Origin of the sequence: Sphaerisporangium sp. B11E5 (assembly GCF_039871875.1) — a bacterium.
In the GTDB taxonomy this organism is placed as follows: Bacteria; Actinomycetota; Actinomycetes; order Streptosporangiales; family Streptosporangiaceae; genus Sphaerisporangium.
The window spans coordinates 1-17167 of record NZ_JBDPMD010000038.1; the positions used below are offsets into that span (position 1 = coordinate 1).

The following is a 17167-nucleotide window of genomic DNA, read 5'->3' on the forward strand; positions in this document are numbered from 1 at the left end:
CTCATAAACGAACCCCACCCGCGCACCCCCCGTGACCGAGGCCTCCACCCCCCTGGTCACCTCCACCGCCCACCGCCCCGCCACCTGAGGCAACTTCACCCCCACCTGCGCCCCCGCGTACGCCCCACCCCCCAGCCCGTAAGCCAGCGCCGCCGCGTACCGCGGTTTCCCCCCCGCCGGACTCCTCAACATCGCGAACCCACTGGCCATCGACAACGCCGCCGTCACCACCGCCGCCTTGACCCCCACCGCGTCACTGTCCACCTTGTTGCTCACCTGACACTGATAAGCCATCACCTCGGGCTCCGCCGGCTCACAGTCCGAAGGCGACACCAACACCAAGGCGGCCAGCACCCGCCACATGACACGTCGATTCACCCGCCCATCGTCGCCCCCCCGGCCGCTCCCCCACATGAGTACATGCCTACTCAATACCGCGTGATCCGCCCGCCCCTGCCCATGACGACGACCCCGGCGGCACCCCTGGATTCACCGGATCCCTATTTCCGTTTCCGACTGTCCGGGCAAGAAATCGTGTGCTTGGATTCCCAGGTGACCGGCCGGCAGGGAACGCACCGGCGTTCCGAAACATGACCGGCGATGACAGGAGCCGGTACACCGATACCGCGAGACGGCATCACCACTCCCCGTGAAATCCCGTTTTCACCGTTTCGGGAGGAACACAATGAGCGAAGAGGCCTCGCCGGAGATGATCGCCGAACTACCGCATGGACGACGCGACGCCCTCCCCGCAGACTCTCCCGTTCAGGGACAGATCACTAGCCTGCCGTACTGGTCACTCCCCTAGAGTGGCAGGCATTCGTCAGCGGGCTCCGAAGCGGCCAACTCAACGGATGAGCCACCCGAGTCCGATTCGTCGCTTTAGTTGTATATGAGATGATATATCCGGCTTCATTGACACTGAAATCTCTCTGGAATTGCGGCCCTGGTACAGATATGTGCGGGAAGATGACCCGAACGTCGAACCGACCATGAGCGCGCAGTGCTGGAGAGATGAATGACCGACACGCGGATCCTCGCCATCGTCGTCTGCGTTCTGGCGGTGGCCGTGGGCGTCATGATCGGCGTTCTCGCGCGGAGACACCGCAAAGCGGGAAAAGGGACGACGTTCTGGCTGTCCGTGGAGCGTCTCGGATTCGTGATCGCAGTGATAAGCGGATCCGCCAGCCTGATCTTCTCCGTCCTGGGCCCGATCCTGGAACGGCACGCCGACCCGCCGGTCCCCTCCCCTGCGGTCACCGGGCAGCCGCCGAGCCGGACGACGGGGAGGTCGCCGTCGACTCCGCCGCCTGATGGCGAGCCGGGAAGCCGGCGGGTGGTGCTGAGTGAGCAGGGCTTCGCACTGGGGCCGCCCTCGTCGTTCCCCAAGCCGGAGACCGACAAGATCGATCTGGACAGCGGTCATCGGGGTCACGGGCCGATCGTGGAGCAGTGGGGGATGGACTCGCAGCCGGACCCGGGAGGACGGACGGACATCATCATCGAGGACGGCGAGATCCACTCGTACGACGGGAACGAGAGGACGATGGCTCTGCTCGTGGAGCCGGGGGGCGGAGGGTTCGCCGCGTGCGAGAGCGCGCTGGCGAGGGAGGACGGACGGGTCGCTCGTATCGCTCTGGATGACCTTGAGGCCGGTTCCCAGGTGTGTGCGAGCACCGACAAGGGCCGGACGGCTCTTGTCACCGTCGAAGAGGTCTCCCAGGGGCCGGTACTGACCATCGGGTTCACCACCTGGGAGGGGTAGCCGGGGGTCTTCGCGCTATTGGGGCCGGGGTGAGTAGTCGAAGCCGGTGAACGGCCAGGTGCTGCGCAGCCAGCGTTCGACCCGTTCGTACAGCGGCTTGTCGAGGTGGGCGAGGTCCTGGCGTACCCACGAGCGCACCGTGGCGTGCCCGGGGCGGGTGGAGGGGTAGATGTACACGCAGCCGATGACGTCGTCGCCGATCAGGACGGAGTAGGTGAAGCCGGTGCGGTGGCGGAAGTCGTCGGCGTGGCGGACGAGGTCACGCATGTTGTCTTCGAGGGTCATCGGCACGGGCCAGTCGTGGGTCTCGAAGCCGGGGGTGTGCCGGATGTGGTCCACGCTTGACGTCCAGGCGTGGTAATCGCGGTCGTTGTGCTCCGGCCCGAGGGGCACCAGGCGGATGTCGCCTTGAGTGAGACCGCCGGGAACCTGGAAGTCCGGCGGGACGAACGTGTGGCCCGTGGCGGCGTGCGGGGACTCCGCGTTCGCCGGTGCGTCCAATGCCTGGCTCACGCTCTCTTCACCTCCCCGAGGGACCGCCAGTCAGTGTACCGAGCGCCGATCTCCCGGCGGGCAGGACGAGCCGGCATGCCTGGTGCCAGGCGGCGCGGACGGCGATCTCGGGGTGGTCCGGGATCAGGCGGAGTGGTCGCAGGTCAGGAGGGCGGTGAAGCCGGGCGGAGGGACTTGTGGTCGAGGCGGGGTTCTGAGGGGTGGTGGGCGGGGGTACCGGTCCGTACGGTGCCTACAGGTGATCATTCGTTTTTCCGGGAAGGGGCGTTGACATGATTGATCTGGGGCCGGCGGCGCGGGAGATCGTGGGGCTGCTGGACGGCGTGAGTTCGGAGCGGATGACGGATGTCACGCCGTGTCCGGGGTATTCGGTGGGGGCGTTGCTCGATCATCTGACGAGCCTGGCGCTGGCGTTCACGTGGGCGGCACGGAAGACGCCGCAGGAGGAGCGGCTCGAGGACGTGTCGCCGCCGGGAGGGGCGACGATGGAGCATCTCGACCCTCGGTGGCGGGAGGTGTTGCCGGAGCGGCTTGACGCGCTGGTGGAGGCGTGGCGGGACCCGGCGGCGTGGGAGGGCATGACCTCGGTGGCGGGGCTGACGATGCCCGGTGAGGTGGTCGGGGTGGTGGTCCTGGACGAGCTCGTGCTGCACGGGTGGGACCTGGCGCGGGCCACGGGGCAGCCGTACACGTGCGACCCGGCGAGCGCGGAGGCGGTGCTGGCGTTCACGGGTTCCACGGCCCAGCCGGGGCAGGAGGCCACGCGGGAAGGGCTTTTCGGGCCGGTGGTCGCGGTCCCCGAGGACGCCCCTGTGTTCGAGCGTGCCCTCGGCTTCGCGGGGCGCGACCCCGCGTGGCGGCCCTGAGACCTGGCCGGCCCGGCACCCGGCGGCGAGCTCTTGCCGGCCGCCGGTCTTCGCCCTGCGTACGGTGGCCGTACCGGGGTCAGGCGGCGTAGGTGCGGAGGTGGCGCAGGGCGGTGGCGGCGTGGGGGCCGGTGGTGGTGAGGCCGGGGGAATCCGGGGGGAGGCGTTGGGCGGCTATGCGGCAGAAGGTGCTTGCGGGACCGGTGATGGAGGAGTCGGCGTCGGGGGGGCCGTAGGTCCAGGTGGTGGTGCCGTCGGGGGAGGTGAGTTCGCAGCGGATCTCGTGCGGGGGCTCGCCGGCCAGGGCCAGGGCGTACGGGAGGGTGCGGTGGGCGAGCCAGGCCACGTGCCGCAGGCGGGGGGTGTCGGGGAGGTCGATGCCCAGGGGGATGGTGATGTCCAGGCCGTGGGCCCAGTGCTCGGCCAGGCGGGTGGTGGCCAGGGCGGCGGGGCTCATGGGGGCCGCCACCCATTCCAGCCGGCGGCGCGGGTCCGCGGACCGCAGTGCGGCCAGCGCGGCGCGCCGGGCCGTGCGCCAGCGGTCGAACACGACGGCGGGCTCGGCGCGCTGGTCGGCCACCAGACGGTCCATGAACTCGTCCACGCCGGCCGGGACCGCCCGGCTCATGTCCGGGCGGTCGCCGGACGGCCCGTCCACGCCAGGCGCGCGGGTCATGTCAGGGGCCGCTTCGGGAGGCGCCCCGGCCGGGTCCGTACGGATGCCCTGGCCTCCGCCGATGCCCGACGCCTCGCTCACCCCCAGTGCGACGCCGGCGACGCTGGCCGTCACGACTTCCTCGGTCTGGGCGAGGTGGAGGACGACGTCGGCCACGGTCCAGCCCTCCGCGGAGGATCGGGTGAGCCACTGAGAGGGGGTCAGGCCCTCCAGGACGGACTCCAGCCGGTCCTGCTCCGCCGCCAGATCATCGAAGATCGTCATGGTGCCGATTCTGCCACATCCGTCAGTGGAAGGGCCGGGGGCGGTCCTCCTGGACGGAGGCGACGCCGGGGAGGTGGGACAGGGCCGGGTAGGCGGACGGGGATTCGAGCACGACGACGACGCGGGACGGCGGGAGCTCGCGGACGAACACCGCGCCGGGGACCTCCGCCAGGCGGGCGCGGAAGTCCGTGACCGGGATGGAGAGCGTGAGGATGTAGGACGCCTTCATGGCCGGCGGCACTCCTCCAGGGCCGTGCCCACCCACGACGACATCACCGACGTCACCGTGGCCGGGTTCACCGGGACGGGCCCGGCCTGGTCCGGGTTCACCCGTGGAGATAGCCGACCAGGTGGGCCTTCTCGGCCTCCAGTTCCTCTATGGCGCTCTTCACCACGTCGCCGATGCTGACGATGCCGGCGAGGCGGCCCTCGTCGATGACCGGGACGTGGCGGATGCGGTGGTCGGTCATGGTGCGGCGGAGGTCGTCGACGTTGGCGTCCGGGCCGCAGGTGCGGACCGAGCCGGTCATGATCGTGGAGACGTGGTGGTCCAGGACGGAAGGGCCGGTCTGGTGGAGGTGGCGGACGATGTCGCGTTCGGAGACGATGCCTGCGATCGTGTCGCCGTCCTCGGAGACCACTACGGCGCCGATGTTGCGTTCGGAGAGCAGAGCAAGGAGATCCGTCACGGTGGCCTGCGGTGGCACGGTTACGACTGCGCCCCCTTTGTGGCGCAGGATCGAGCTGATGAGCATTGGCATCACCTCGTACACGGTGGGCGGGACCGGAAAGGGTATCTCCTGACTTCCCCACCCGGCACCATCATTAAGCCTGTGAAGCGGTAAAGCGCTCAACCGAAACATTCGTGAGGTAAATCGGCGGGTCAGGACGAACCACCGTCGGCCTCGGCGATGCGCCGCCGTGCCGCGCGGCCGGGGGGTCAGTCCGCACGCCGTGCGTGATGGAGAAGCCGGCTCCGACCACCTTCGCCACCGCGGTCGCGAAGTTCACGCCGGCCGCGACGGCGACGGTGCGCAGGCTCTCGAATGTGGCCGCTTTGTGCCCGTTCTGCTACTTCTCACTGATTTTGCGCACCGCTTCCCCGGCGCCGGGCGCCCTACCGGTGACCCGCGGAAAGTTCCCGCCGGTGGCCGACGCCCCGTCCGGCCGGGCGGTTCACGCGGATCCGCCGGTCAGGACAGGCCCCGTGGGATATAGATTCACCTCCATGAGCACGGCGGAACCCGACAACCTCGACCCCAACTGGCTGACCGCCGGGGAGCAGCGCGCCTGGCGGATGCACCTCGCCGCCCACAAGCTCCTCGAACACCGGCTCGACCGTGAACTGCAGGAGTTCGGGTTGTCGCTGAACGACTACGAGATCCTCGTCAACCTCTCGGAGAGCCCCCTGCATCGCATGCGCATGAGCGACCTCGCCGACGCGACCATCCAGTCGCGCAGCAGGCTGTCCCACCAGATCGCCCGCATGGAGGCGGCGTCGCTGGTCACCCGGGAGAGCTGCCCGGACGACCGGCGGGGCACGTTCGCGGTGCTGACCGAGCACGGCTGGGACACCATCCAGCGGGTGGCGCCCATGCACGTGGCCAACGTCCGGTACCACTTCATCGACCGCCTCACCCCCGAGCTGGTCAAGGCGCTGGACGTCGCGTACACGCCCGTCGTCGCGCACCTGCTGCGCCTGCGGGCCGAGGAGCGCACCTGAGCGGCGCCGGGGCGACATGATGGCGGGGTGAACCTGAACTATTACGACACCCTCATCGCGGTGGCCGACGACTGCCCCGTCGAGCGCGCCGAGGTGCCCGTGCCGCGCAACGGCAAGCCGACGATCGCGAGCGTGCAGTTCACCATGCTGACCGGCGACCCCGGGGTGCTGACGCAGGAGGACGTGCTGTTCGAGACGTGGCTGCGGCGGCAGGACCCGGCGCCGGACGCGCAGGCCCACCCGGCGTTGCGCGACGCGTTCTTCTCCCGGTCGCAAGCGTGCCTGCGGGCGTCGCCGCTGCCCAAGCGGCACGGCTGGGGGCTGCTGTTCGACGGGGACGGCCGGGTGCGGCTGTGCCCGATGGAGTCGGAGGAGTACCGGCGGATCGTCGCCGGGGAGGTCCCGGGCGTCACGGTCCTCAAGGCGATGCGCACCCGCCGCGGGTGAGGTGTCCCTGTTTCACCGAACCGATACCCGCGAACACCACTGCGGGTGGGGTGGCGGTGGCTAGCATCCGGGCTGTGCACACGTCGCTCGCCGGGCCACGCGCCCCCGTCCGTCCTCACCGCCGAGGCCGCCCGCGGCTGACCGCTGCCCTCGGGTGGCTGCTCGCCGCGCTGCTCGTCACGGTGCTCACCGGGGCGGCGTGCACGTCGGCGCCCCCGCAGCCCACCGCCGCCCCGCTGCCGGACGGCGGGGAGCTGCTGCGCAAGTCCGCGCAGGCGATGGGCACGGTCAAGACGGTCGGGTTCACCATCGAGACCGACGGCAAGCCGCCGGTGCCGGTGCAGCACGCCGAGGGGTCGCTGACCAAGGAGGCCGACGCGCAGGGCACCCTCCGCATGAACGTCTTCGGCACGCTGCAGGAGATGGCGTTCGTGCTGATCGGCGACAAGGTGTACTTCAAGGGCCCCACCGGCGGGTACCAGACGATGACGCGGCAGCAGCTCGCCGCGCTGTACGACCCGTCGGCCATCCTGAACCCCGACAAGGGGGTGTCCCACCTGCTGTCCACGGCCACCGCCCCCAAGACGGAGGCCGAGGAGACGGTGGACGGGGTGGCGGCGTACCGGGTGGCGGCCCAGTTGCCGCAGCCGGTCGTGGCGGCGCTCATCCCGGGGGTGGACCAGGCGGTGAACGCGAAGCTCTGGGTGGACAAGGCGACCGGGCGGCTGCTGAAGGCGAGCCTGCCGCTCGGGGACGGCGCCACCGCCGGCACGGTCACCGTGACCTTCTCCGACTACGACAAGCCCGTCGAGATCACCGCTCCGGCGACCTGAGCCCTCATGACCGTCCCCGATCCGGAGTCCCCGTCCACCGTCGAGTCCCGTTTCCCGTCCGACTCCCAGGCCACGGTGGAGTCCCGCCTGCCGTCCACCCCGAGTGCCGCGCGGCGGGTGGCGCTGGGCGCGGGCGGGGCCGTGGTGCTGCTGGCCGCGCTGGACGCGTACGTGGTGGTCACCGTGCTGGTGGACATCGCGAGGGACGCCGGGGTGCCGCTCAACCGGCTGGAGCGGGTCACCCCGGTGGTCACCGGCTTCCTGCTCGGGTACGTCGCCGCGATGCCGCTCCTCGGGCAGCTCTCCGACCGGTACGGCCGGCGTGCGCTGATCCAGGCGTGCCTGGCCGGTTTCGCGGCCGGGTCCGCGGTGACCGCCCTCGCCGCGTCCGTCCCCATGCTGACCGCCGGGCGTGCGCTCCAAGGCGTCGCGGGCGGCGCGCTCCTGCCCATCACGATGGCCCTGATCGGCGACCTGTGGGACGAGCACGCCCGCCCGCTGGCTCTGGGCGCCGTCGGGGCCGCGCAGGAGCTCGGCAGCGTCCTCGGCCCGCTGTACGGCGCGGGGCTCGCCGGGCTGATCGGATGGCGCGGCATCTTCTGGGTGAACATCCCCCTGGCCGTGGCCGCCGCCGTCGCCGTCCACCGCACGGTCCCTCCCCCGGCTCGCGGCCCCGCCGCCCGTCCCGCCCAGGGGCGGGTGGACGTCGTGGGCGGGGTGCTGCTGGCCCTGGCGCTCGGGGCGCTGGTGGCCGGGCTCTACAACCCCGAGCCGGACCGGACGGTCCTGCCGCCGTGGGGGGTGCCCGCCATCGTCGGCGGGCTGGTGGCCGCCGTGGCGTTCGTGGTGTGGGAGGCCCGGTCGCGTACCCGGCTCATGGACCTCACCGGGGTGCGGCGGGGCCCGTTCTTCGCGGCACTCGGGACCAGCCTGCTGGCCGGGGCGGCGCTGCTGGTGACGCTGATCGACATGCAGCTCGTGGCGCAGACGCTGCTCGGCACCGACGCCGCCGGCGGCGCCCTGGTCCTGGCCAGGTTCCTCGTCGCCCTGGCGGTGGCGGCCTTCCTCGGCGGCCTGCTGGCCCGCCGCTTCGGCGAACGGCTCACCGCCGTCGCCGGTCTTCTGGTGGCGGCGCTCGGCTACCTGCTGATCTCCCGCTGGCCCCTGGACCCGGGAACCGCCGTCTACGCCCTCGGCGTCCCCCGCGTCGACGCCGACCTGGTGATCGCCGGCCTGGGCCTCGGCGTGGTGATCGCCCCGCTCTCCTCAGCCGTCCTCCGCGTCACCCCGCCCGACCGCCACGGCGTCGCCTCCGCCTCCGTCGTCGTCGCCCGCATGATGGGCATGCTCCTCGGCGTCGCCACCCTCTCCGCCTGGGGCTTCCACCGCTTCCAGTCCCTCACCGCCGACCTGGACACCCCACTCCCCTTCGGCGTGGAACCCGCCGAATACGCCCGCCGCCTCGCCGCCTACACCACGAAGATCAACGAAGCCCTGCACACCGAGTACACCGAGAGCTTCCTCCTGACGGCCGTCCTCTGCGCCCTGGCCGCCCTCATCGCCCTGGCACTCCCCCGCCGCTCCCCTGGCGACCGGTGACGCCCCGCCTTCTTGACAGCACGGAGCGCGGGACCCATAGATGATGCATGCCGCCCATGGCGGAGATTACAAGGGTGTGCGTGATATGACGATTAAGTCCTGCCCAAAATGCAACAAGAACAATAGCGCGCTCAAGGTCAGCGGAATCGTCGCGCGGGGCACAAGCCACTCGTCGAGTACCAGCGGTCAGATAGGACCGACGCTGGACGGCGACGGCCTCGGTCTGGCCGCAGGCGAGAGCGTGAGCACCACGGTGCAGCAGTCCCTACTGGCACAGCAACTCACGCCGCCCGACAGAGAGTTGAAAGGCAACGGCACACGGGTCCTGGGATGGGTGCTCTTCTGGGTGGCGCTGGCCACACTCGCCTTGATGGTGCTGGATCAGTTGATCATCGGAGACAAGAACGCCGCGGGAACGGCCACCTCCAACGAGCTGTACAGAATTCTGGCCGAAAAAGACTTCTTCCCCCTGATTTTCCTAGCGTTCCTGATCGGGATCGCCCTGATCGGGATCGGAGGTGGAGTCCAGGACGGGGAGCGCCAGAAAGTACAGGCGATATGGAATGACCTGTATTACTGCCCCAAGGACGATCTTGTGTACCGAGCGGACAACTCAGGCAAGTGGGCACCGGCCAACGACTTGAAAACGATCCTCAGTTCCGGGCCGATGAGGGCCAAGCACTTCCTGTGAAGCGCCTGGCCCTGGTGGCTCACTTGCGTTTCGGGGCGCCCCGCTTCTCGCGGATCTTCATGGTGACCTCGACGGGGGAACCGGCGAAGCCGAACTCCTCGCGGAGGCGGCGTTCCAGGAAGCGGCGGTAGGTCTCCTCCAGGAAGCCTGAGGTGAACAGGACGAACTTGGGGGGCTCGGTGGTGGGCTGGGTGGCGAAGAGGATCTTGGGTTGTTTGCCGCTGCGGACGGGGGGCGGGGTGGCGGCGAGGAGCTCGGAGAAGAAGGCGTTCAGGCGGCCGGTGGGGACTCTGGTGCTCCAGGAGTCCAGGGCGCGCTCGATGGCGGGGACCAGGCGGTCGATGTGGCGGCCGGTCTTGGCGGAGATGTTGACGCGCAGGGCCCAGGGGACGCGGATCAACTGGCGGTCGATCTCTTTCTCCAGGTAGTAGCGGCGGTCCTCGTCCACCAGGTCCCATTTGTTGAAGGCGACGACCATGGCGCGGCCGGACTCGATGACCATGCTGATGATGCGGAGGTCCTGCTCGGTGAGGACCTCGGAGGCGTCGATCAGGACGACGGCGACCTCGGAGCGGTCGAGGGCGGCCTTGGTGCGGACGCCGGCGTAGAAGTCGGCGCCCTTGAGCTCGCGCTCGCGCCGGCGGATGCCCGCGGTGTCGACGAAGCGCCAGGTCTTGCCGCCGAGCTCGATCAGCTCGTCCACCGGGTCGCGGGTGGTGCCGGCCACGGGGTCGACGAGGACGCGTTCCTCACCGGCCAGCTTGTTGAGCAGGGACGACTTGCCGACGTTCGGCTTGCCGACCAGCGCCACCCGGCGGGGGCCGCGTTCGGCGCCGAAGCGCTGCGGGGGGGCCTCGGGCATGGCGTCGAGCAGCAGGTCCAGCAGGTCGCCGCTGGCGCGGCCGTGCAGGGCGGACACCGGGCGGGGCTCGCCGAGGCCGAGTGACCACAGCGACGCCGCCTCCAGCTCCATGCGCTGGTCGTCGACCTTGTTGGCGGCGAGCACGATGGGCTTGCCGGAACGGCGCAGCACGGCGGCGACGGCCTCGTCGGCGTCGGTCACCCCGACCGTGGCGTCCACGACGAACAGGATCACGTCGGCCAGCTCGACCGCCACCTGGGCCTGCTCGGCGATGCGCAGCGCCATGCCGGTGGCGTCGGGGTCCCAGCCGCCGGTGTCGACCAGCGTGAACCGGCGCCCCCGCCACAGGCCCTCGTAGGTGACCCGGTCGCGGGTGACGCCCGGCACGTCCTCGACGACCGCCTCGCGGCGGCCGATGATGCGGTTGACCAGCGTGGACTTGCCGACGTTGGGCCGGCCGACGACGGCCACCACCGGCAGCGGCCCGGTGTCGGGCTCGTGCGGCTCGGCGGCGTCGCCGTCTTCGAATTCGGCGAGGTGGTCGGCGATCCAGCCTTCCTCTCCGGCGTACTCCTCGGTCACGTCACGTCCGTTCTTTCACAAGTCTCAGCACCTCGGCGATGACCTCGTCGAGGGTCAGCTCCGTGGTGTCCAGTTCGACCGCGTCGGCCGCCATCACCAGCGGGTCTGCCTTACGGGTCGAGTCCAGCGTGTCCCTGCGGGCCATGGCCTCCCGCTGCGCCTCCACCGTGGTGCCGCTCAGCTCGGCCGTGCGGCGGCGGGCGCGGGCCTCGGGGCTGGCCGTGAGGTAGACCTTCACCGGCGCCCCGGGGGCCACCACGGTGCCGATGTCGCGCCCCTCGACCACGATCTCACCGGACCCGATGAGGGCCCGCTGCTCGGCCACCAGCCGTCCGCGCACCTCGGGGACGGCGCTCACCGCGGACACCGCCCCGGTGACCTCCGCCGTGCGGATCTCGGCGGTGACGTCGGTGCCGTCCACGGTCACCGACGAGGAGTCGGGGCTGGTCGCGATGGACAGCACGGGATCACCGGCCCGGACGGCGATCGCCGCCGGGTCGGCGAGGTCGACGCCGTGGCGGAGCATCCACCACGTGATCGCGCGGTACATCGCCCCGGTGTCGAGGTAGCGAAGCCCGAGGGCGCGCGCGACCCCGCGCGACGCACTCGACTTGCCCGACCCCGAAGGGCCGTCCATGGCGATGACCAGTGCGGTCACGGCGTCTCCCTACTGCGTCCCGATTGAGTTGTCCGCAACAGAGGGTACCGGGAATCGGCTCCCGGCCGGGCATCGAGCCGGGGGGCAGCGGGACGGCGACGCCGGGCCCGCCTCCTACGCGAGCCACGCCGGCGCCGTCCAGCCCAGGCGGCACGCGTCGCGGCAGAGGCGGCTCCGGCGACCGGATCGGGCACCTGCGCCGCCTCCCTTGGACACCGCCGGGCTCGGCGCCGATCCGGTCGCTCCCGGATTCGGCGCACGTTTGTTCGCGGCCCGTGACGGCGGCCACAGCGGCTGCCTGGGCGCCGATAGCCTGGGCTTGTGGAGTATCGCCCGGATCGTCGCCGGGCAGGCCCCCGCCGAGGCCGGACCATGATCCACGATCTCGTCCGGCGCGTCGACGCCGCCACTCCCCCTGGCCGCGACCGCGCCGCCGACGCGTTGCGTGCCGCCGCGATCCTCGGCGTGGTGCTCGGCCACTGGCTGGTCACCGCCCTGGTCGTGGACAGCGGCACCGTGCGCGTCGCGAGCCCCCTGCGGGCCATGCCGCAGCTCACCCCCGCCTCCTGGGTCCTCCAGACCATGGCGCTGTTCTTCCTCGTCGGCGGGTGGATGGCCGCCAGGGGGCACGCCGCCGCCGGGGCCCGGGGCGTCGCCTACGGGCGGTGGCTCGGCGCGCGGGCGTCCCGCCTGTTCCGGCCGCTCGCCACCGTGGCGGTGGTGTGGGCCGTGCTGGCGGTGGTGATGATCGCCGCGGGGGCCGACGAGCGGACCGTGCGGGTGCTGCTCAAGGTGGTGTGGTCCCCGCTGTGGTTCCTGCTCGTCTTCGCGGCCCTGACGGCGGCGACCCCCCTGGTCGCCCGGCTGCATCCGCTGTGGCCGCTCGCCGCGGTCGCCCTGGTGGACGTGGCCCGGTTCGGCCTCGGCGCGCCCGAGTGGCTCGGCTGGGTCAACGTGGCCGCCGCGTGGCTGGTCCCCTACTGTCTCGGCGCGTCGTGGGCCCGAGGCCGTCTCCAGGGCTCCGCGACCGGGTGGGTACTGCTGCTCGGCGGGGCCGCCGCCACCGCCGCGCTCGTGCTGTGGGCGGGCTACCCGGCGTCCATGGTGGGGGTGCCGGGAGCCAGGGTCTCCAACCAGGCCCCGCCCACCCTGGCGGGCGCCGTCTTCGGCCTCGCCCAGTGCGGCGCGGCGCTGCTGCTGCTCGGGCCGCTACGGCGGGCGCTGCGCCGTCCCGCCGCCTGGGCGGTCGTCGCGGTGGCCAACCTGTCCGCCATGACGATCTACCTCTGGCACCAGACCGCCATGATCGCGGTCACCGCGCTCGGCCTGCTCGCGGGCGGCGCGCTGCCCGGCCTGCACACCGCACCGGACGACCCCGGGTGGGTGCTGGCCCGGCTGGCCTGGCTGCCGGCGTTCGCGCTGGCCCTGCTGGTGTGCGGCGCCGCGTTCGCCGGACGCCGCGGACCGCTACGGGACGTGCCAGCCGTGGGTGCGCAGGGCGGCGGCCAGGGTCTGGGCGGCCTCCGGCTGCACGGATAGCTCCACCGCGCCGAGCGGAAGGCCGGGGGTGTGCTCCAGGCGGACGTCCTCGATGTTGACCCCGGCGTCCTTGGCCACCTGGAACAGGCGGGCCAGCTCGCCGGGACGGTCGCCCACCAGGGCGAGCACGATGACGTAGGAGCTCTGCGGGCCGCCGTGCTTGCCGGGGATGCGGCCGCGGCCGGTGACGCCGCGCCTGAGCAGCTCGGTGACCGGCGAGATGGCGCCGCCCTCGTCGTGGGCCACGGCGCGCAGGGCGCTCGCGGCGGCGGCGAGGTCGTCGGCGACGGCCTGCAGCACGTCGGCGACCGGGCGGGCGTTGCCGGAGAGGATCACGCTCCACAGGCGGGGGTCGCCCCCCGCCACGCGGGTCACGTCGCGCACCCCAGGACCGGCGAGACCGAGCGCCGCCTCGGACGCGTCGGCGAGCCGCGCGGCCACGGCGGACGCCGCGACGTGCGGGGCGTGCGACACCAGCGCGACCGCCTCGTCGTGCGCGTCCGGGCCGATCGGCACCGGGTTGGCCCCGCAGATCTCGATGAGCCGCAGCACCGTGCGGACGGCCTCGGGATCGGTCGCCTCGACCGGGCAGTACGCCCACGGGCGGCCGAGGAACAGGTCGGCGCGGGCCGCGGCCGGCCCGGAACGCTCCCGGCCCGCCATCGGGTGCCCCGCGACGTACGTGCCGAGGTCGCACCCGAGCTGGACGGCCTGGGCGATCGGCAGGGACTTGACGCTGGCCACGTCGGTGTAGAACCGGGCGGCCTCGATCTTCTGCAGGTCCAGGAGCCACTGCGCGACGTACGGCGGCGGCACGGCGATCACCGCGAGGTCCACCGGCTCGTCGTCGCGCGCCCACTCCCACCCGGCGCCGAGCTCGCGGGCCAGGCGCACCGACCCGGCGTCCTGGTCGGCGAGCTTCACGGTGACGTCGCGCTCGCGCTGGGCGAGCGCGACGGACGTGCCGATCAGCCCCGTGCCCACCACGAGCACGCTGCCGAGCCGCGCCGGGCCGTGCTCGGCGGGCTCGGGCTCGTGACGGGCCCCGGGGACGGCGGTCACTGGGCTATGTCCACCCGCAGGGCGACCGCCCCGCGGAGGTAGACGTGCTGGATGTCCTCACGCGGCCGGTCCAGCTCCACGTGGGCCATGAGGCGCACCACACGGGGCAGGGCGCCGGGCACGTCGATCTCGCTGGCGCAGATCAGCGGGACGTCGTTGAAGCCGAGCTTGCGCGCCGCGAGCGCGGGGAACTCCGCGGTGAGATCGGGTGTGGAGGTGAAGAACACGCTGATCACGTCGTCGGTGGTCAGGCGGTTGCGTTCCATCACCTCGGTGACCAGCTCGGCCACCCCCAGGAGGATCGCCTCCCGGTCGTTGGAGTCGATCTGAGTCGCGCCCCGGATCGCCCTTACCATGTCGTTCCCCTCGCGCGTCGCCGCCCGGACAGGTCTGTTGCGGCCAGGTTACATTCCAACGGCCGCGTACAGGTCCCCGACCTCTTTGACGGTAAGTGAACGTATCGTGCCGGGCTTGAGCCGGCCGAGCTTCACGGGGCCGAACTCGATGCGGGCCAGGTCGATCACCGGGTGCCCCGCCTCCTCCAGCATGCGCCGGACGATGCGGTTGCGGCCCTCGTGGATCACGATCTCGACCAGCGCCTGCTGGCCGTGCTCCTGCACGATCGAGAAGTCGTCGGCCTTGGCCACGCCGTCCTCCAGCTCGACGCCCTTGCGCAGGCGGCGGCCGAGGTCGCGCGGGATGTTGCCCGCGACCTTCGCCCAGTACTTCTTGCGTACGCCGAAGCTCGGGTGGGTCAGCTTGTGGGCCAGCTCGCCGTCGTTGGTCAGCAGGATGAGGCCCTCGGTCTCGGTGTCCAGCCGGCCGACGTGGAACAGGCGCTCGTCGCGGTCCTGCACGTAGTCGTGCAGGGACGGGCGGCCCTCGGGGTCGGACATGGTGCTGACCACGCCGATCGGCTTGTTGATCGCGAAGTACACCAGGTCCGGCGCGGTCGGGATGCGCTTGCCGTCCACGTGGATGACCTGCTTGGCCGGGTCCACCCGGGCGCCGAAGCGGCGGACGACCTGGCCGTCCACGGTGACGCGGCCCGCGCCGATCATCTCCTCGCAGGAGCGGCGCGAGGCCACCCCGGCCGAGGCGAGCACCTTCTGCAGCCGCACGCCGTCGGGGACCTCGGTGGTGTCGCGCTCGTCGGAGTAGTCCTCGGGGTAGAACTCCTCGTCGCGCAGCGGCTGGCGTGCGGTCTTGAAGGCACTGCGGGACGTCGTGGTCGCGCCGCCCCGGCCCGCCCGCGGCGCCTGCGGACGCGCGGAACCGCGCGTGGCCCCGGTGCGGCCGTACCTGCCGCGCGAGCCGGCGGCCTCACCGATGGTGCGCACCACGTCCGGGCGCCCACCGCGTCCGTCCCCCGCGCCGCCCCGGCCCGCGCGGAACGAGCTTCCGGTGTCGTCGCGGCGGTCGTCGCCGTAGGAGGGGCGGGAGTCGCGGGACGGGCCGCGCCGGTCACCGCCGTACGAGGAGCCGCGGTCGTCGCGGGAGGAGCCGCGCCGGTCGTCGCCGTAGGACGGACGCGAGCCGCGCCGGTCGTCGTAGGACCGGGGACGCTCGTCGCGATCCTCCCGGAACGAGCCCCGGCCCTCGTCACGGGAGGAGCCGTAGGACCGGCCCCGGTCGTCACGCGAGAAGCCCCGGCGGTCACCGCCGGACGGACGACCCCGGTCGCCGAAGGAACGCTCACCGGAGGAACGGCCACGATCACCGTACGAACGCTCACCAGACGAGCGGCCACGATCACCGAAGGAACGCTCACCAGACGGACGACCACGATCACCGTACGAACGCTCACCAGACGGACGACCACGATCACCGAAGGAACGCTCACCAGACGGACGACCACGATCACCGAAGGAACGCTCACCAGACGGACGACCACGATCACCGTACGAACGCTCACCAGACGGACGACCACGATCACCGAAGGAACGCTCACCAGACGAGCGGCCACGATCACCGAAGGAACGCTCACCAGACGGACGACCGCGCTCACCGTACGAACGCTCACCGGACGGACGACCGCGGTCGCCGAAGGAACGCTCACCGGACGGACGACCGCGGTCGCCGTACGAACGCTCGCCGGAGGGACGGCCGCGGTCGCCGTAGGGACGCTCGGAGCGGTCGCCGTACGGGCGGTCGCGGTCCTCGCGGCCGCCGCGGCGGTCGGCGCGGGGGCCGCCCTGGGAGGCGCCGCGGGAGCCGCGGGACGCCCCTTGGGAGCCTCGCGGGCCTCCGCCGCGCGGCGAGTCGCCGGAACGGCCTCTTGCCCCGCCACGGGGGCTCTGGGCGCCGCCGCGCCCTCGACCGCGTCCATCACCGGACGGGGTACCTTTTCTGATCACTTCTGCTGCTCCTCTAAGTTGTTCACGTCGTCGGGGAGGAACGGGGCGAGCGGTGGCAACTCTTCGATGCTCCGCAGCCCCAGCCTCTCCAGGAAGAACGAACTGGTGCGGTACAGGACCGCCTGGCTCTCGGGGTCGGTGCCCGCCTCCTCGACCAGCCCGCGGGCCGTGAGGGTGCGGATCACACCGTCGCTGTTCACGCCGCGCACCGCGGCGATCCGTGCCCGGCTCACCGGCTGGCGGTAGGCGACCACCGCCAGCGTCTCCAGGGCGGCCTGGGTCAGCCGGGACTGCTGCCCGTCGCGGACGAACCGCTCCACGACGGCCGCGCACTCGGCGCGGGTGTAGAGGCGCCAGCCGCCGGCGACCTCCCGTAGGTCGAACCCGCGCCCCTGGGCCGTGTATTCCCCGGCCAGCTCGCGCAGCGCCTCGGCGATCTCCCGGGACGGCCGCTCCAGCACCTGGGCCAGCGTGATCTCGGCCACCGGCTCGTCCACCACCAGCAGGATCGCCTCCAGCGACGCCCGCAGCCCCGGCTCGGCCGTCACGTCGGCGTCGAGGACACCGGCACCGTCCCCGGCGGCACCGGAGTCACCGGTGCCGTGGGGGCCGCCGGCGTCGTGAGGATCGCCGGTGCCGCGAGGGCCGCCGATGTCGTGAGAGTCACCGGGGCCGTGGGGAACGCCGATACCGGGAGCGTCACCGATGCCGGAAGGGTCTCCGATGCCGG

General features: G+C 72.0%; 19 protein-coding genes. 8 read left to right on the forward strand and 11 right to left on the reverse strand.

The annotated features are described in order from the left end of the window. Positions 1-276 (reverse strand): hypothetical protein (locus ABGB17_RS27765; RefSeq protein WP_347634684.1); only part of this gene is annotated, 276 nt, incomplete at its 3' end. A gap of 742 nt (positions 277-1018) precedes the next feature. Here ABGB17_RS27765 and ABGB17_RS27770 point away from each other — a divergent pair. After that, the gene (locus ABGB17_RS27770; RefSeq protein WP_347634686.1) at positions 1019-1765 is read left to right on the forward strand and encodes a hypothetical protein; all 747 of its coding nucleotides are present in this window, start codon (positions 1019-1021) and stop codon (positions 1763-1765) included. A 15-nt stretch (positions 1766-1780) separates the two neighbouring features. Here ABGB17_RS27770 and ABGB17_RS27775 read toward each other — a convergent pair whose 3' ends face one another. Continuing rightward, the gene (locus ABGB17_RS27775) at positions 1781-2278 is read right to left on the reverse strand and encodes an N-acetyltransferase (RefSeq protein WP_347634688.1); all 498 of its coding nucleotides are present in this window, start codon (positions 2276-2278) and stop codon (positions 1781-1783) included. A gap of 272 nt (positions 2279-2550) precedes the next feature. Between ABGB17_RS27775 and ABGB17_RS27780 the strand changes: the two genes are divergently transcribed. After that, positions 2551-3144 (forward strand): TIGR03086 family metal-binding protein, encoded by a 594-nt coding sequence (locus ABGB17_RS27780; RefSeq protein ID WP_347634690.1) that lies wholly within the window; start codon positions 2551-2553, stop codon positions 3142-3144. Between the two features lie 79 nt (positions 3145-3223). On the opposite strand, the gene ABGB17_RS27785 is transcribed toward ABGB17_RS27780, so the two are convergent. The 3 genes from ABGB17_RS27785 to ABGB17_RS27795 all read right to left on the reverse strand — a co-directional run bounded on the left by ABGB17_RS27785 (position 3224) and on the right by ABGB17_RS27795 (position 4839). After that, positions 3224-4084, reverse strand: coding sequence for a maleylpyruvate isomerase family mycothiol-dependent enzyme (locus tag ABGB17_RS27785; RefSeq protein ID WP_347634692.1), 861 nt, complete (start codon positions 4082-4084; stop codon positions 3224-3226). 22 nt (positions 4085-4106) lie between these two features. Beyond that, entirely contained in the window at positions 4107-4313 is a 207-nt protein-coding gene (locus tag ABGB17_RS27790; RefSeq protein WP_347634693.1) for a hypothetical protein, read from the reverse strand. A 97-nt stretch (positions 4314-4410) separates the two neighbouring features. Next, positions 4411-4839 (reverse strand): CBS domain-containing protein, encoded by a 429-nt coding sequence (locus tag ABGB17_RS27795; protein WP_347634695.1) that lies wholly within the window; start codon positions 4837-4839, stop codon positions 4411-4413. 473 nt (positions 4840-5312) lie between these two features. On the opposite strand from ABGB17_RS27795, the gene ABGB17_RS27800 reads away from it, so the two are divergent. The 5 genes from ABGB17_RS27800 to ABGB17_RS27820 all read left to right on the forward strand — a co-directional run bounded on the left by ABGB17_RS27800 (position 5313) and on the right by ABGB17_RS27820 (position 9377). Further along, the gene (locus tag ABGB17_RS27800; protein ID WP_347634697.1) at positions 5313-5807 is read left to right on the forward strand and encodes a MarR family transcriptional regulator; all 495 of its coding nucleotides are present in this window, start codon (positions 5313-5315) and stop codon (positions 5805-5807) included. A gap of 27 nt (positions 5808-5834) precedes the next feature. After that, positions 5835-6254, forward strand: coding sequence for a DUF6157 family protein (locus tag ABGB17_RS27805; RefSeq protein WP_347634699.1), 420 nt, complete (start codon positions 5835-5837; stop codon positions 6252-6254). Between the two features lie 74 nt (positions 6255-6328). After that, the gene (locus ABGB17_RS27810) at positions 6329-7087 is read left to right on the forward strand and encodes an LppX_LprAFG lipoprotein (protein WP_347634701.1); all 759 of its coding nucleotides are present in this window, start codon (positions 6329-6331) and stop codon (positions 7085-7087) included. A gap of 6 nt (positions 7088-7093) precedes the next feature. Continuing rightward, positions 7094-8686: an MFS transporter gene (locus tag ABGB17_RS27815; protein ID WP_347634703.1), complete on the forward strand. Its 1593-nt coding sequence runs from the start codon at positions 7094-7096 to the stop codon at positions 8684-8686. 40 nt (positions 8687-8726) lie between these two features. Continuing rightward, on the forward strand, positions 8727-9377 hold the full coding sequence (locus ABGB17_RS27820) for a hypothetical protein (protein WP_347634705.1): 651 nt from the start codon (positions 8727-8729) through the stop codon (positions 9375-9377). A gap of 19 nt (positions 9378-9396) precedes the next feature. On the opposite strand, the gene der is transcribed toward ABGB17_RS27820, so the two are convergent. Next, positions 9397-10821 carry a ribosome biogenesis GTPase Der gene (gene der / locus ABGB17_RS27825; protein WP_347634707.1) on the reverse strand — a complete coding sequence of 475 codons (1425 nt, stop codon included), beginning with the start codon at positions 10819-10821 and terminating at the stop codon, positions 9397-9399. 1 nt (position 10822) lies between these two features. Continuing rightward, on the reverse strand, positions 10823-11479 hold the full coding sequence (gene cmk / locus ABGB17_RS27830) for a (d)CMP kinase (protein WP_347634709.1): 657 nt from the start codon (positions 11477-11479) through the stop codon (positions 10823-10825). Positions 11480-11851: 372 nt separating this feature from the next. Between cmk and ABGB17_RS27835 the strand changes: the two genes are divergently transcribed. Further along, entirely contained in the window at positions 11852-13018 is a 1167-nt protein-coding gene (locus ABGB17_RS27835; RefSeq protein ID WP_347634711.1) for an acyltransferase family protein, read from the forward strand. On the opposite strand, the gene ABGB17_RS27840 is transcribed toward ABGB17_RS27835, so the two are convergent. The 4 genes from ABGB17_RS27840 to scpB form a co-directional block, all read right to left on the reverse strand. Next, entirely contained in the window at positions 12947-14011 is a 1065-nt protein-coding gene (locus ABGB17_RS27840; protein ID WP_347634847.1) for a prephenate dehydrogenase, read from the reverse strand. The genes ABGB17_RS27835 and ABGB17_RS27840 overlap by 72 nt on opposite strands. A gap of 65 nt (positions 14012-14076) precedes the next feature. After that, positions 14077-14436 carry a chorismate mutase gene (aroH, locus tag ABGB17_RS27845; RefSeq protein WP_347634713.1) on the reverse strand — a complete coding sequence of 120 codons (360 nt, stop codon included), beginning with the start codon at positions 14434-14436 and terminating at the stop codon, positions 14077-14079. A 48-nt stretch (positions 14437-14484) separates the two neighbouring features. Then, positions 14485-15423, reverse strand: a complete 939-nt coding sequence (locus ABGB17_RS27850) for a pseudouridine synthase (RefSeq protein WP_347634715.1) — start codon at positions 15421-15423, stop codon at positions 14485-14487. Positions 15424-16433: 1010 nt separating this feature from the next. Further along, the gene (scpB, locus tag ABGB17_RS27855) at positions 16434-16985 is read right to left on the reverse strand and encodes an SMC-Scp complex subunit ScpB (protein WP_347634849.1); all 552 of its coding nucleotides are present in this window, start codon (positions 16983-16985) and stop codon (positions 16434-16436) included. Between the last annotated feature and the right edge of the window lie 182 nt (positions 16986-17167).